Source organism: Dorea sp. D27 (assembly GCF_001185345.1).
Classification (GTDB): Bacteria; Bacillota; Clostridia; order Lachnospirales; family Lachnospiraceae; genus Extibacter.
On sequence record NZ_KQ236744.1, the window covers coordinates 99,362 to 113,931 of the forward strand.

The window sequence follows — 14,570 nt, forward strand, 5'->3', positions numbered from 1 at the left end:
GGATGTGGAGGATACAGTATATCATGCATGTGTTAAAGGATAAAAAGGGAATCGGCGTAGTGGAAGTCATATTGATTCTGGTCGTATTGATAGGTCTCGTTATAATCTTCAAATCTCAGCTGACAAGTCTTGTCCAGACAATTTTTGAGAAGATCACAAGTGAAAGTTCCGGCATCTGAATGCAGCAGGCAGGAAAACATATGAAAAAAGGCGAAGTGACAGTATATTTAAGCCTTGTCTTTATTCTTCTGGTCTCTTTTTCAGGAGCTTTGCTCGAAAGCGCTTCGATACAGAATGCAAAAAACTACAGGAGGGCGGATATGAACAGAGCTGTGGAGTGTCTGTTTGCGGAGTACCAGAAGGAGCTGCTTGAAGAATATGACATCTTTGCACTCGAAGGCAGTTATGAGACGGGCGATTATTCAGAACAGAACATTAAGGAGCGGCTGACGTACTATAGCGCCGGGCAGATGGATCATACCATCAAGAGAATACAATTTCTGACAGATAACGGCTGCCAGTCATTTTACGGACAGATGGCAGCCTATATGCGCCACAAATACGGAATCACGGCAACGAAAGACAAGACTGGAATGACCTCGGTATGGAGGCAGCAGGAAGAGAAGGCCAGAGAGTACGAACAGGAGGACGAGGAGGCGCAGAATACGCTGGACGGCCTGCTGGCGGAAAATGAGGCAGAGCTGCCACAGGAAGAGAATCCACTGGAACATACAAGGCAATTAAAACAGACGCCGCTGTTAGACCTCGTATGCCCCAAAGACATGCAAGTGTCGGAAAAGACGGTCCAAACAGACAGCCTGCTTTCAAATAGAAAACGAAATAAAGGCTTTGGAGATTTTTCGGATATTGATCAGAAGGACGGTACACTATCCAAGCTTCTCGTTGGAGAGTATATGCTGGAACATTTTGACTGCGCTTCAGATAGAGATGAAAAGACAGGGCCGCTTGATTATGAGCTGGAATACATTTTAAACGGACAGCCCAGTGACAGAGAAAATCTGGAGAAGACGGCCCGAAAACTGCTCTTGCTAAGGTTTGTGCCCAATTATACATACATTCAGACGGACAGTGAAAAGAAGGCAGAGGCGGAGGCAGCAGCACTGGCGCTGTGCACGCTTATCGCGCTGCCAGCGGTGACTAAGGCGGCCGCCCAGGGAATCTTGCTTGCCTGGGCCTTTGGAGAGACGCTTATAGATATACGTGCGCTGCTGAAGGGCAGCAGAGTTCCTACAGTAAAATCAAAGGAAAGCTGGCAGCTACAACTATCTGCACTGCTGACTCTTGGTACGGACACCGACTACACAGAAGGCAGAGATGCAGAAGACGGGCTGGATTACCGGGAATATATAAGGATGCTGCTGTTTCTCGGTGACAGAGAAAGTATGGGGATGCGGGCGCTTGACATGATGGAACAAAACCTGCGCCAGAAGAAAGGCCTCACTTTTTTCCAGGCTGACCAATGTATCAGCAGGGTGGAAATCGAAACAGACTGCGCGTTAAGAAGAGGAATTACCTACCGGTTTGGCACTTATTACGGCTATCGATAGAGGTGAATGCAGATACCCTTCCGGTTCTCATCCATACACAGAGAAAACAACCACAAAATATTTAGAAAGGAGAAGGATTCGTACCATGAATAATAGACTCCCCTCACAAAAAATCTATGATAATCACACCGGGAGGGTATCTGCATTCATCTCTATGAAGGCAAGTATTACAGTCGAAGCGGCCATGGCCGTTCCTGTTTTCTTTCTTGCAGTCGTCTGCCTCTTCTACCTTATGGAAATGTCCGTGGTACAGACCGCAGTCAGGTCCGGCGTGCAGTATGCAGGAAAGGAGCTTGCAAAAGAAGCGTACATCCTTCCTGCTGCGGTTCCATCGAAGCTGGAGGCAGATATCGTTAATGCAGTGGGTGCTGACAGGCTGAACAGAAGCATCGTCGAAGGCGGGAGCAGCGGTATCAGCTGCCACAAGTCATGGATGTCACCGTCAACGGGAATCTGCAGCCTGACAGCAGAATATAGGATAAAGATTCCGATTCCTTTATTTAAGATTCCGTCTCCATCCTATGAAATAAAAATGAAGATTAAAGGATGGACCGGATTCGAGAAAACCGGATTGGGCAGTGATAGAGAGAAAACAGTATATGTTACGGAGACCGGAATTGTATATCATGAGGATTATCACTGCACCCATCTGGAACTATCGATTCGTCCGGTACAGGCAGCGGATATTCCGGGACTCAGAAATGAAGGCGGGGGCAAGTACTATCCATGTGAGCACTGTGGCGATTCCGGATCCGGAGCTGCATATATAACAGATTCCGGGAATAGATACCACGGCTCTCTTGGGTGCAGCGGGCTGAAGAGGACGATATACGCTGTCCCGGTGTCGGAGGCAGCGGGGAAGGGGGCATGTCAGAGATGTGGAAAGTGAGCCAGATTATCTGTATCGGGGCGATGGCAGGAATGTCAGTCACTGATTTGATGTTCCGAAAGGTTCCTGAGGCATTCCTGATACTGGGAGGAGCGGCGGCCATATTGTATCAATGCATATTCAGAACGGTTGAAGTGTGGCTTGTGCTTGGAGGGGCAGGTATCGGCTGCTTCTTCCTGTTCATGAGCAAAGCAACAAGAGAGGGAATTGGTTATGGTGACAGCTGGGGGATTCTCGTGCTCGGCTTATATATGGGCATGTGGAATCTGCTTGGCGTACTTATGGGAGCCTTAACGCTCCTGCTCTTAGCCGCGATGATATTGTTAGTAACGGGGCATTTTAAAAAGAATGCTTCTCTGCCGTTCTATCCTTTCCTTACAGGAGGGTATGTTCTCGTACTATTGACAGGAGTTGGCTAATATGCTGAAAGAGGGAAAACTAAACGGAAGCATGACAGTTGAGATGTCCTTTATAATGCCCGTTATACTGCTGCTGGTCATGCAGTGCATTACCGCAGCATTTTATTTTCATGACAAGAATATCATTTCAGGAGCAGCTTATGAGACTGCCGTAGTCGGTAGCACGAAAGCGCGCGAGGAAGGCGGTGCAGAAGAGGGAGAGCTTATGGCGCTCTTTCAGGAGCGGGTTGGAGGAAAATGTATTTTGTTTCCGGGAGCAGATGCAGGTATCAGCGTATCGGATACGGCAGTCGTAGTCACGGCCAGCGCATCCAGGAAAAGGATGGGGATATCTGTAGTCAAAAAAGCCCGGATTACATATCCGGAAAAATATATAAGAGATATGAGGAGAATAGGAAAATAGGCATATGGAACGGAAAATATCAATTGAGTCAGAGGGTATATATAGGGAAGACTATCAGATAAGAATGCTGAAAGCAAATACAGTTCCGGGATTCTTAAAGATACAGGGACAGGGTGTTGACGGCATGACAAGATACGATTATGAAGTAAGCGGAAAAGTATCTATGAAAGCAATGTACGAGCGCGGTAAATTAAACAGCAGAGATTTGGAATTGTTTCTGCACCAGCTTCTTGCAATTATAAAAGAGACGGAGAAGTACCTGTTGAACATACACTGTATCCTGTTGGAACCGGAATATATCTTTTATGAGGATGCGACATTTTATTTCTGCTATTATCCTGCGGAAGAGCACGACATATGGGAGGCTCTTAAGCTGCTTGCCGATTATTTTGTAAAGCATGCGGATTATAAAGAGGCTGCCTGTGTACAGATGGTATTCGCTCTGCACAAAGGTGTCCTGGAAGAGAATTACAGTCTTGAAAAGCTGGCCGAAACGTGTATGGAAGCAGCTAAAGAGCTTACTTTTGATGAATGGAAGCAGGAAAAGGATCAGCCGGACGAGATGACGCCCGCATATGACAGAAAGGAACACGACTGGATTGCAGAACAGGAGATGGCTGGCACTATCATGGAAGAGACCGAAAATCTATGGACTCCGGTCAAACGGTTTCTGAACAGGCACAGAAAACCAAAATGGGGAGATTTTGACGGATTGTACATCGAGGAAGAAGAATTATAAAATACACTAGTTACTATTTAGAAAAGGTATGTTATACTAGGAATGATATTAAAAAAGGGAAAAATTACAGTATTATGAAGAAGACCAGAATTGATGCGCCCTGTACGGCCGTAATTGCTGTAGCAAACGTAATCGTATTCTTCATCCTCACAATGGGAGGCATGACGGAGGATGCGGAGTATATGCTTGGACATGGCGCGATGTATGTGCCATATATAATGGAAGGCGGAGAGTGGTACAGGCTGTTTTCGAGCATGTTTCTGCATTTTGGCTTTGAACATCTCATGAACAACATGGTAATATTTATACTGCTTGGCTGGAATCTGGAAGTTGAGATAGGTAAGATCAAGTACTTGATTATATATCTTGCCAGTGGGCTATGTGGAAACCTGTTGTCTATGTTCGGTGATTTGCAGACGGGGGAATATGTAGTATCAGCCGGCGCGTCAGGAGCAATCTTTGGGGTGATTGGAGCGCTTCTCTATGTTGCGGTCCGCAACCGCGGCCGGATAGGAAATGTATCCGGCCGGGGCATACTGTTCATGGTGATAGTAAGTCTTTATTACGGCTTCACCAGCGGAGGCGTGGACAACCTGGCACATATCGGAGGCCTCGTGTCAGGGTTCCTGTTAGGCGTCCTTCTCTATTGGAAGAGAAAGGGTAAACGTAGTCGTTCTGCCGGGAACAGATATGACAGTTAAGGAACCTCCGTGTGCCGAGGCAATGCGGCGGCCGATGGCAAGCCCAAGCCCTGTTCCTCCTTGCTTATGCGTAACGAACGGTTGAAAGATATCTTCGATATCATCCTGTGGAATACCACACCCATCGTCCGTGACATCGATACGCAGCATAGTATCTTCCACAAAAGCATGAAAATAGATAGAGCCATCGGAATCTACGGCCTCTTTCGCGTTACGAAGAAGGTTGAGAATTACCTCTCTCAGCTTTACTGCGTCACCGTTGATAACCGGCAGGTCAGGCTCAAGCCTTGACGTGAATTCAATATCGCATTCAGCCAGAGAGGCGGCGAAAGAGAGTACGACCGGCCTTAGAAATGACGTGCAGTCAATTTCAGCGGACAGCAGCCTTTCACCATTGTTGTAAGAGGAAAGCTCTTCCAGCAGAGATGTCATATATTCAATATCACCGCGCATACCGTCCCAGTATTTGTATGTAGTGACCTCAGGATGCTGCGACTCTATGAGCTGCAATGTGCTGTACACAAGAGTCAGGGGGTTTCGGATTTCATGGCTGATACTGCTGATGGTCATCTTCTGTGAGTCGAGAAGCTTCTGTATAAGCTCCTTTTTCTCAGGACTTTCGTCCATGATTTGTTGTAATTTGTCGAAGTCTGTCGCTGTAAACATAGTAATTACCGCCCTTTCTGAACTAACAGTTTAGCATTGGCGGTGTAAATAATCAATCATTATTTAAAAAAGGAAGTGTATAATTATGAGAGAAGAAAATTGTATATTCTGCAAGCTCGCAAATGGAGATATCCCGACAGCAACACTGTATGAAGACGAAGACTTCCGGGTGATTCTGGATGCAAGTCCCGCATCCAAGGGACATGCTCTCATTATCCCGAAAGAGCATTACGCGGACCTATACGAACTGAATGATGAGGCTGCAGCCAAAGTGCTGGTCCTTGCCAAGAAAATGATTACGAAGCTTACAGATATACTGGACTGTGACGGCTATAATATCGTGCAGAACAATGGAGAGGCGGCAGGCCAGACAGTATTCCACTTTCACATGCATCTCATTCCGAGGCATAAAGATGACCAGGTAGGACTCGGATGGAAGATGGGAGAGCTCAGAGATGAGGATGTACAGGACATACTGTCTAAGATAAACTAGTAGAAAAGAAGGATGAACACGTGGAAATCGAGTCTATAGGCAGGGTAGCTTTTGGTGCAATCTATGAAGACAATATAAAGATTGTATACAAGACAGCATTACGTTACACCGGGAATCATCACGCGGCAGAAGAAATAGCACAGAATGTATTTGTGAAATTATATACTGTGATGGAACATATCAATCTGAACGCGGTAAGGTCCTGGCTGATTGTGACGACAAGAAATATGTCTCTCAATTTCAAAAGGGATGGCAGGCGAGAGATTCTATCAGACGAAATGTATGAAGGCTGGACGATGGAAAGCTCAGAAGATGAATTTGAGAAAAGGCTTCAGGAAAAAGAATATAGAGAATTTGCTGATCATATCTTTGGAGAACTATACCAGATGAATGAACGCTGGTACGAAGCCGTGACTTTGACTTACTGTCTTGAAAAATCTCAGAGAGAAGTTGCAGAGATAATGGGAGTATCTGTGGAAGTGCTGCATAGTATGTTATACCGGGCAAAGAAATGGATTAGGAAAAACTATGAAGACCAGTTTGAACTCTTGAGCAAAGCATAAAAACAGGTGCCGCAATGACACCTGTTTTCTGCGTTCTGTTACATAAAGGAACGAATTATTTGTTTACAACGGATTCGATCAAATCTATGATTGTATCGATGGAATTTTGCTGGGAGGATTTCTTCATCGCTTTTATGTAAGAATCCCTATGCTCATATAAACGGTTGATAGAGGTTAACAGGATGTCTTTGTCCAGTTCTTCCTCTTCCAGCACGACACTGAATCCCTGGCGTTCAAAAGAACGGGCATTCAGAATCTGGTCACCACGGCTTGCGTTGGCGGAAAGCGGTATAAGCAGGTTAGGCTTGTGAAGTGCCAGCAATTCACATATGGCGTTAGCGCCTGCGCGTGATATGACGATATCCGTGAGCGCAAACAAGTCCTTCAACTCCTCTTTAATGTACTCGAACTGCGCATAACCTTCTAATCCTTTCAGAGATTCATCAATTTTGCCCCGCCCGCACAGATGGACAACCTGATAAGATTTTAAAAATTCCGGGAGCACGGATCTAACGGCGTCATTGACCGCAACAGAGCCAAGGCTTCCACCTACGATGAGTATCACAGGTTTATCTGATTGAAATCCGAGGAACTCGCGGGCCTTGAATCTATCACCAGACAGTAGCTCCTGACGGATAGGGGAACCGGTCAGAACAGCTTTCCCTGCGGGAAGATGCTCTAATGTCTCGGGAAAATTACAACATACTTTCGTTGCAGAAGGAATGGACAGTTTGTTGGCAAGACCGGGTGTCATGTCTGATTCGTGAATAATTGTAGGTACATGGCGCCGCCTTCCGGCCAAAACTACAGGCACGGATACGAACCCTCCCTTAGAAAAGATGACGTCTGGCTTCAATATTTTGACGAGCTTCTTGGCTTCTCCCAGACCCTTAACTACACGGAAGGGATCTGTAAAATTCTGGACGCTGAAATAACGGCGCAGCTTTCCGGAAGAGATTCCATGGTAAGGAATGCCGAACTGTTCAATCAGTTCTTTTTCAATGCCGTTGTAAGAACCGATATAATGTACATCATATTGTAATTCTTTGAGACGCGGAAGAAGGGCGATATTCGGAGTAACATGGCCCGCCGTACCGCCGCCGGTTAAGATGATACGTTTCATAGTGACCTCCCAATCTTGATATATACGTATACTATATCATATTGAACTTACCGTTCAATAAGTATAAATAATGCCCGCAGCAGGCATTTTGTTACCTTTATAATATACGTTTACAGGGGGATTGGTCAAGAGTAAGAGAAAAGGCAGGTATAAAAAGAGGTAAGTATATGAAAGAAAAACTAGATAAGACGGAACAGCTGATACAGAAAGAGTTCCATAAAGAGGCAGACATCATTGAAAAAGACGTAGAGGCAAACTGTGCGGATGAAGTTGTTACGGACAAAATCACAGAAGGAATACGTTCAAATGTAAACAAAAATATAAATGATTACGAAAAGGAAAGGCTATATTCCCTCCTTCCCGAAGAGGACAGAAGGGCGCTTGAGATTGGACGAAAGATACAAATAAAGAAAACGCGAAAAAAGAAGAAAATGTATCTGAGCCTCGCGGCAGCACTTGTCCTTGCAATGGCGATAGGTGTGACGAGTTTGGGTGGACCGGAGAGAATCATTAAATTAATGAGTAGTGCTGTAGGAGATAGAGAAATTTCACAGGTAGATTCAAGCGAAGACAATTATCTTTCAATCGAAGAGAAGGAGGAAAATGCATATCAAGAGATAAAAGATGCATTTGGCTGCGACATTGTTAGAGTAGTTCCATGCATTGAAGGGATGGTATTTGAAAGTAGCGCACTTGATTCACAATTACAAACGGCTGAAATATATTATAAAATAGATAATGAAAAGATTTCTTACTATATCAATGCCTCTTTTAGTGAGGCGTCTTGGGCTATAGATGTTGAAGATAAAGTAATGAATCAGTGGACAAAGAAGATAAAAGGCTGCGATATTAAAGTAAAAGAATATAGTACAGATGGCTCTAAGGCAGAAAGATTTTCTGCCAGTTTTGAGTACAAGGGACTGGAATATTTTCTAAATGGAACATTTGAAAAAGAGGACTTGGAAAAGATTTTAAATTATTTATATTTTTTTTAAATAAGTGCGTCAGTTTTTGTCGAGCTAAGTGTCTTTATATATGAGGGCAAAGGTAAGTATGGAGGTTGAGGATGAAAAAGAAGGTAATATCAATGTGTTTAACTTTGATATTATTCCTGAATCTTTTAGTTGCTAACGTAACTGATACAAAAGCATCATCAGAAGTTCCAATAGTTGATGGTTCCTATCTTACATACGATAATGAATCTATAGGATATGCAATGAAAATGACAAGGGGGATTGACCTCCTGAATGGATATTCTAAAGTAGTACGATTAGGACCTGGAAGTATTTATGCAGGCGGAACAACCGTTGCGGCTCATACTGTAGATAAAGTCAAAATTGCTGTTATTGTTGAAAGGATTACAGGAGATAATGGTTCCTGGGAGTATTGTGCAAATTGGGAAAAGGAAAATCTCAATACCGATAGAGTATCAGCTAACAGACAAGTCACAGTTGATGGTGGATATTATTACAGAGTAAGATGCATTCACTCGGCCAATAATGATGTGAGTAGCTCATTCACTAATGGAATTTTCATCGAAGAACCGTAGGTATTATCAACTTGATTCCAAAATCTCTAAAGTAACAAAACAACATTTAATGCACCGTCCGAAGGGACTGCAGTAAGCACCGCTTGCAGTGCAGGAGAAACTATTAACAATAATTTCGACCTTACATTGAGAAACCGTAGGCTCACGTAACGAGCTAAAGTCGTCGCGAGCGGTGCTTACTGCGGTTCCTTCGGATACCAAAAAGAACTAAAGGACTAATCATGAGAGGATACAAGGCTCCCCGGCTTTGTATCCTTTCCCCGTTACAGGCTGGGTTCCGCTATCATCGACCAGTTGCCAGCCTCAACGCTTTTGCAAGCTGATCCGGGCAGGATGTTCCTTTGCCTCCGCAGTCGATGCCCTCCATACGTTCGATTGCCTCGTCTACCTTCATGCCTTTTACAAGCCTGGAGATTCCCTGGGCGTTTCCGCTGCATCCCCCCACGAACTGCACATTTTGAATTATGTCATCTTCCACGTCTAAGTGGATAAGCCGTGAACAGACACCATGTGGTCTATATTCCATAATACGCTCCTCCTGAATACTATCTAGTATACAATATGTTTATCGAATTAACCTTATTCGATAAGATACACTTATTAAACGACCTGCGTTCAACAGTACATAAGGAATTATAACAAAGATATATTAAAATTTCCATATGTATTTGCCTTACCTTGCAAAGCTGCATCTCATCCACTATAATGAGACAAAACAGGTTAGGAATTATCAGGCCAGGAGGATAGACATGATTGGAATTATTGGAGCCATGGAAGAGGAAGTGGCGGCACTGAAAGAAGACATGAAGATTAAGGAGATCGTTACGAAGGCGTCAATGGAGTTCTGCCAGGGAATCCTGTGCGGAAAAGACGCAGTTGTAGTCAGGAGCGGGATTGGAAAGGTGAATGCAGCAATCTGCGCGCAGATATTGATTGACTGCTTTCATGTTGATTTGCTGATTAATACCGGGGTAGCCGGTTCTCTCGATGCACGGATAGATATTGGGGATATGGTTATTTCTACAGACGCCCTGCACCACGATGTGGACGCCACTGCCGTAGGCGATCCGGCAGGTCAGGTGCCAAGGATGGACACGCTCGCATTCCCCGCAGATCAAGGACTCGTAGACAAAGCCGTGGAAGCAAATCAGAAGGTGAATCCGGATATCCATACATTTAAGGGCAGGATAGCAAGCGGGGATCAGTTCATCTCTTCCGATGGCAGGAAAGACGAGATCAGGGAGAACTTTCAGCCGCTCTGCGTGGAGATGGAAGGGGCAGGGATTGCACAGGCCGCATACCTGAACAAAGTTTCGTATGTCATCATTCGAGCCATTTCTGACAAAGCCGACAAGAGCGCCACTATGGACTATCCCGCGTTCGAGAAGCAGGCAATTGTACACAGCATAAGGCTTGTAAAGCAATTGGTGGAAAATATTTAAAAGGCGTCTCGGGAAGATCTGAATGGATTAGACAGAATCTCCCCTGCCGGGAGGCGGAATATGTAGAATGGTTTTTGACGCCCTCTTTCATGACTTCGGTTATAATCGAATCAAGAAGGAGGGCTTTTTTATGTTAGAATTTATATTGGACAAGCATATTTTATTTGTGCTTATGGGAGTTATGACAGTATTGGGGATTATCAGTAAACTGATTGTGAATGTTACGCTTAAGCGTATGGTGCGTGCGGCCGGAAATATGAATAAAAGTACACATCCGCTCATGCGCCTCGTGCGTGCCAAGTTTGAACACGCATGCATGATCAGCGACACCGTGGAGAATGTCAACGTGTTTGTGGACAAGTATCTGTATGAATACCGTACCGCAGGAATGAAACTTCACAGCTGGAGGCGTATGGAGAAAGCCGCTGCAGGAATGTGCCTGCTCATAGGCGCGGCTGGTGCGGCACTTCAATATGTCGTGAACGGGATGCAGGATATGGTCCTGAAGACAGGTGCGGCCGGAGCAGGGCTTGCAATCCTCGTCTATCTCTTTCACCTGACGACAGATGAGAATTACAGGCTGGACGCTGTAAGAAACTATATGGTAGATTATCTGGAAAATGTATGTCTCCACCGCTATGAAAAGACATATCAGAAGGAACTGAAAGTCATGGCGCCGGAGTCACCGGCTGTAGAGTTCGGGGCCGTTTCCGACAAGGCTATAGAAGCGGAGGAAAAGAAGGAGGACAAGCAGGGGACGCCGGAACGTCCGATGCCGGCGCGGGAAGTGCCGTCTCCATCAACGAAGCCGGAGATTACACCGCCTGTGATGCCGGAACCGTATGAGGTCCCGGATGTGAAGGACCCGATCAAAGCGATGGCTGAAAAGGCGATTGGAGAGGAGATTCAGGAGCCGGTACAGATGAAAAAGGAGCCGGTACAGATAAAGGAAGAGAAGAAGCCGGAGAAGAAGCCAGAGCCGCTGGCTAAGGATGTGCTTATACGTCAGATTCTGGAAGAGTTTATGGCTTGATTAAAACTTCCCGATCTGCTAAAATGAATACGATATATACTTTAAGATAGAAGGGAAGGGTCACTATGGAAAATAAAGTAACATTTGACTATTCGAAAGCAAAGACATTTATCTGCGACCATGAGCTGGAGTCCATGAAGAACATTGCAGAGCAGGCGAAAGCAGAGCTTCTTTCAAGAGAAGGGGCGGGGAATGATTTCCTTGGGTGGATTGACCTTCCTGTTGACTATGATAAAGAAGAATTTGGGCGGATCAAAAAGGCCGCCGAAAGAATCCAGGCTGATTCGGAAGTGTTGCTCGTAATTGGTATCGGAGGCTCCTATCTCGGGGCGAGGGCCGCGATAGAATTTCTCCGCCACAACTTTTATAATATGGTTTCTAAGGAAATCAGGAAGGCACCTGAAATATATTATGTAGGAAACAGCATCAGCAGTACATATCTGAAGCATCTGATTGACGTAATTGGAGAACGGGATTTCTCAGTGAATATCATCTCCAAATCGGGGACGACAACAGAGCCGGCGATTGCATTCCGCATTTTTAAGGAGATGCTGGAGCAGAGATATGGAAAGGCTGAGGCAGGCAAGAGAATCTATGCGACGACGGACAAAGCGAGAGGGGCGCTCAAGAATCTTGCAGACGAGGAAGGTTATGATACCTTTGTCGTGCCGGACGATGTGGGCGGACGTTTTTCCGTGCTCACGGCAGTTGGGCTTCTTCCCATCGCGGTAAGCGGAGCGGATATCGATAAGCTGATGGAGGGTGCGGCATCAGGCCGGAAGATGGCTCTGGATGCCCCGTTTGAAAAAAATGACGCCATGCTTTACGCGGCGGTCCGCAATATACTCCACCGCAAGGGAAAGGCGGTAGAGATTCTCGCAAATTATGAGCCAAGCCTCCATTATGTATCCGAATGGTGGAAGCAGCTGTATGGAGAGAGTGAGGGCAAAGATCAGAAGGGAATCTTCCCTGCGTCTGTGGATCTTACGACGGATCTTCACTCCATGGGCCAGTTTATTCAGGATGGCAGCCGCATCATGTATGAGACGGTGATGAATGTGGAGGAGTCGGCAGAAGAGATTATCCTTCATGAAGAGCCGGTTGATTTGGACGGACTGAACTATCTTGCAGGAAAAGATGTTGATTTTGTCAATAAAAGTGCCATGAACGGTACGATACTTGCTCATACGGACGGCAATGTGCCGAACCTGATTGTCAACATACCGAAACAGGATGAATTTTCTCTTGGCCAGCTGTTCTACTTCTTTGAGTTTGCGTGCGGCGTAAGCGGATACATCCTTGGGGTGAACCCATTTAACCAGCCGGGCGTGGAGAGCTATAAGAAGAATATGTTTGCACTTCTCGGCAAGCCTGGATTTGAAAAAGAAAGAGAAGAGCTGCAGAAGAGATTATAAGACTGCCTTATTGGACTGTAGCGGTCCGGTAAGCATACACGAAGAGAAAGCCACAGCGTTATATGAACACAATTATTGATAAGTTAAGTGAATATAGTGATTCTGATTTCTACGGTTTCCATATGCCGGGCCATAAGCGGAATACGGACATGCTGAAGTCCTCGATTCCGTACCAGATTGATATTACGGAGATCGAGGGCTTTGACGACCTGCATCATGCAAGCGGAATGCTGAAGGAAGCCCAGACAAGGGCGGCATCGGTCTATCAGGCGGAGGAGACGCATTTCCTCGTCAATGGGAGCACGGTAGGAATCTTGAGCGCTGTAGCGGGCGTGACTAAAAAAGGAGACACGGTACTTGTGGCTAGAAACTGCCACAAGTCCGTGTATCATGCTATATATCTGAATGAGTTAGATCCTGTTTATTTATATCCGGGATTCAGCACAGATGCATGTCTGAATACGGAGATATCTGCTGGGGACGTAAAGCGTGCTATAGAGAGGTATCCGCATATACGGGCGGTTATTATCGTCTCGCCGACTTATGACGGTGTCGTATCGGATGTCGAATCCATCGCGGCGGCAGCCCATGAAAAAGGGATTCCGCTGATTGTCGATGAAGCTCACGGGGCACACTTCGGATTCCATCCTTATTTTCCAGACAATTCCAATACAAAGGGAGCGGACATCGTTATGCACAGTCTGCATAAAACGCTGCCGTCGCTCACCCAGACGGCACTGCTGCATATGAACGGGGAGCTTGTAGACCGGGGGAAGGTGAGAAACTACCTGCACATGCTGCAGACGAGCAGTCCGTCTTATGTGCTGTTGGCCAGTATAGATTCCTGCATAGACCTTCTGGAGAGGCGGGGCACGGATATATTCAGCTCCTATGTGGAGCTGCTGGAGCATACGCGGAAGGAGCTAAGTGGGCTTAGATACCTGAAACTGGCAGAGACAGAGCACTTTGACCGATCCAAGATAATCATATCGGCGAAGGATACAGATATGACCGGGAAGAGGCTTTACAAAGCGCTTCTGGAGGATTATCATTTACAGATGGAGATGGCGGCCGGCACTTACGTGCTGGCGATGACGTCAGTGGGAGATGTTGAGGAAGGGATGCACCGTCTTACGTGTGCGCTGCGCCAAATGGATCTGGAAACAGGCCGGCGCATGGATGGAGCGTCATATCGTGGCTGTTCCAGACAGCACGAGCTGCCTTCAGGGGGGACGCTGCCGCGTCTTGAAACGTTCTGTAGCATTTCGGACGCCGCGGCCTTGAAGGAACGGGCGGACGTGTCCGGGAAAAGGCGTACGGGGCCGGTTCCATGGGAGAGAAGCACAGGATGCATTTCCATGGAATACGCATACCTATATCCGCCCGGGAGTCCATTGATTGTTCCGGGAGAAAAGGTTTCGAAAGATGCCGCAGATATGTTACAATGGTATAAGGGCATGGGATTTTCTATAGAGGGCCCGGCCATAGACCGGTATATAGAGGTCTTGATACAGGAATAATAGAACAGTAACTGGCGTACGATTTTCAGAAAAAATACTAGGGGAAA

At 46.0% G+C, this 14,570-nt stretch carries 18 protein-coding genes; 15 read left to right on the forward strand and 3 right to left on the reverse strand.

Annotated elements, in window-relative coordinates:
• Window positions 1–2: 2 nt before the first annotated feature.
• The 7 genes from HMPREF0980_RS18590 to HMPREF0980_RS06985 all read left to right on the forward strand — a co-directional run bounded on the left by HMPREF0980_RS18590 (window position 3) and on the right by HMPREF0980_RS06985 (window position 4,719).
• Window positions 3–179 carry a Flp1 family type IVb pilin gene (locus HMPREF0980_RS18590; RefSeq protein ID WP_084002688.1) on the forward strand — a complete coding sequence of 59 codons (177 nt, stop codon included), beginning with the start codon at window positions 3–5 and terminating at the stop codon, window positions 177–179.
• Window positions 180–320: 141 nt separating this feature from the next.
• On the forward strand, window positions 321–1,568 hold the full coding sequence (locus HMPREF0980_RS06960) for a DUF5702 domain-containing protein (protein WP_242847355.1): 1,248 nt from the start codon (window positions 321–323) through the stop codon (window positions 1,566–1,568).
• 85 nt (window positions 1,569–1,653) lie between these two features.
• Window positions 1,654–2,457 carry a TadE/TadG family type IV pilus assembly protein gene (locus tag HMPREF0980_RS06965; protein ID WP_049728441.1) on the forward strand — a complete coding sequence of 268 codons (804 nt, stop codon included), beginning with the start codon at window positions 1,654–1,656 and terminating at the stop codon, window positions 2,455–2,457.
• A complete protein-coding gene (locus HMPREF0980_RS06970; RefSeq protein ID WP_242847356.1) occupies window positions 2,436–2,876 on the forward strand; it encodes a prepilin peptidase in 441 nt (146 codons plus the stop codon). Before HMPREF0980_RS06965 ends, HMPREF0980_RS06970 begins: the two co-directional genes overlap by 22 nt.
• Before the next feature lies 1 nt (window position 2,877).
• Window positions 2,878–3,279, forward strand: a complete 402-nt coding sequence (locus tag HMPREF0980_RS06975) for a TadE family protein (RefSeq protein WP_049728442.1) — start codon at window positions 2,878–2,880, stop codon at window positions 3,277–3,279.
• Between the two features lie 4 nt (window positions 3,280–3,283).
• On the forward strand, window positions 3,284–4,018 hold the full coding sequence (locus HMPREF0980_RS06980) for a DUF6382 domain-containing protein (RefSeq protein WP_049728443.1): 735 nt from the start codon (window positions 3,284–3,286) through the stop codon (window positions 4,016–4,018).
• A 74-nt stretch (window positions 4,019–4,092) separates the two neighbouring features.
• Window positions 4,093–4,719 carry a rhomboid family intramembrane serine protease gene (locus HMPREF0980_RS06985; protein ID WP_049728444.1) on the forward strand — a complete coding sequence of 209 codons (627 nt, stop codon included), beginning with the start codon at window positions 4,093–4,095 and terminating at the stop codon, window positions 4,717–4,719.
• Here the strand turns inward: HMPREF0980_RS06985 and HMPREF0980_RS06990 are convergent.
• Window positions 4,648–5,385: a sensor histidine kinase gene (locus HMPREF0980_RS06990; RefSeq protein ID WP_049728445.1), complete on the reverse strand. Its 738-nt coding sequence runs from the start codon at window positions 5,383–5,385 to the stop codon at window positions 4,648–4,650. The two genes, HMPREF0980_RS06985 and HMPREF0980_RS06990, sit on opposite strands and share 72 nt — an antisense overlap.
• Before the next feature lie 85 nt (window positions 5,386–5,470).
• Here HMPREF0980_RS06990 and HMPREF0980_RS06995 point away from each other — a divergent pair, with 85 nt between their 5' ends.
• Both HMPREF0980_RS06995 and HMPREF0980_RS07000 read left to right on the forward strand, forming a co-directional pair.
• Window positions 5,471–5,878, forward strand: a complete 408-nt coding sequence (locus tag HMPREF0980_RS06995; RefSeq protein ID WP_049728446.1) for an HIT family protein — start codon at window positions 5,471–5,473, stop codon at window positions 5,876–5,878.
• Between the two features lie 20 nt (window positions 5,879–5,898).
• Entirely contained in the window at window positions 5,899–6,441 is a 543-nt protein-coding gene (locus HMPREF0980_RS07000; protein ID WP_084002689.1) for an RNA polymerase sigma factor, read from the forward strand.
• A 55-nt stretch (window positions 6,442–6,496) separates the two neighbouring features.
• Here HMPREF0980_RS07000 and HMPREF0980_RS07005 read toward each other — a convergent pair whose 3' ends face one another.
• A complete protein-coding gene (locus HMPREF0980_RS07005; RefSeq protein ID WP_049728447.1) occupies window positions 6,497–7,564 on the reverse strand; it encodes an undecaprenyldiphospho-muramoylpentapeptide beta-N-acetylglucosaminyltransferase in 1,068 nt (355 codons plus the stop codon).
• 167 nt (window positions 7,565–7,731) lie between these two features.
• On the opposite strand from HMPREF0980_RS07005, the gene HMPREF0980_RS07010 reads away from it, so the two are divergent.
• Complete coding sequence (locus HMPREF0980_RS07010) at window positions 7,732–8,559, forward strand: DUF4367 domain-containing protein (protein ID WP_049728448.1); 828 nt, start codon at window positions 7,732–7,734, stop codon at window positions 8,557–8,559.
• Between the two features lie 71 nt (window positions 8,560–8,630).
• Complete coding sequence (locus tag HMPREF0980_RS07015) at window positions 8,631–9,113, forward strand: DUF6147 family protein (RefSeq protein WP_049728449.1); 483 nt, start codon at window positions 8,631–8,633, stop codon at window positions 9,111–9,113.
• A gap of 283 nt (window positions 9,114–9,396) precedes the next feature.
• Here the strand turns inward: HMPREF0980_RS07015 and HMPREF0980_RS07020 are convergent, their stop codons facing one another.
• Window positions 9,397–9,639, reverse strand: coding sequence for a TIGR03905 family TSCPD domain-containing protein (locus tag HMPREF0980_RS07020; protein WP_049728450.1), 243 nt, complete (start codon window positions 9,637–9,639; stop codon window positions 9,397–9,399).
• Between the two features lie 223 nt (window positions 9,640–9,862).
• Here HMPREF0980_RS07020 and HMPREF0980_RS07025 point away from each other — a divergent pair, with 223 nt between their 5' ends.
• From HMPREF0980_RS07025 to HMPREF0980_RS07040, 4 genes are all read left to right on the forward strand, one after another.
• A complete protein-coding gene (locus HMPREF0980_RS07025; RefSeq protein ID WP_049728451.1) occupies window positions 9,863–10,555 on the forward strand; it encodes a 5'-methylthioadenosine/adenosylhomocysteine nucleosidase in 693 nt (230 codons plus the stop codon).
• A 130-nt stretch (window positions 10,556–10,685) separates the two neighbouring features.
• Window positions 10,686–11,588 (forward strand): hypothetical protein, encoded by a 903-nt coding sequence (locus HMPREF0980_RS07030; protein WP_049728452.1) that lies wholly within the window; start codon window positions 10,686–10,688, stop codon window positions 11,586–11,588.
• A gap of 65 nt (window positions 11,589–11,653) precedes the next feature.
• Complete coding sequence (locus tag HMPREF0980_RS07035; protein ID WP_049728453.1) at window positions 11,654–13,003, forward strand: glucose-6-phosphate isomerase; 1,350 nt, start codon at window positions 11,654–11,656, stop codon at window positions 13,001–13,003.
• Between the two features lie 62 nt (window positions 13,004–13,065).
• Window positions 13,066–14,523: an aminotransferase class I/II-fold pyridoxal phosphate-dependent enzyme gene (locus HMPREF0980_RS07040; protein ID WP_049728454.1), complete on the forward strand. Its 1,458-nt coding sequence runs from the start codon at window positions 13,066–13,068 to the stop codon at window positions 14,521–14,523.
• Window positions 14,524–14,570: the final 47 nt, after the last annotated feature.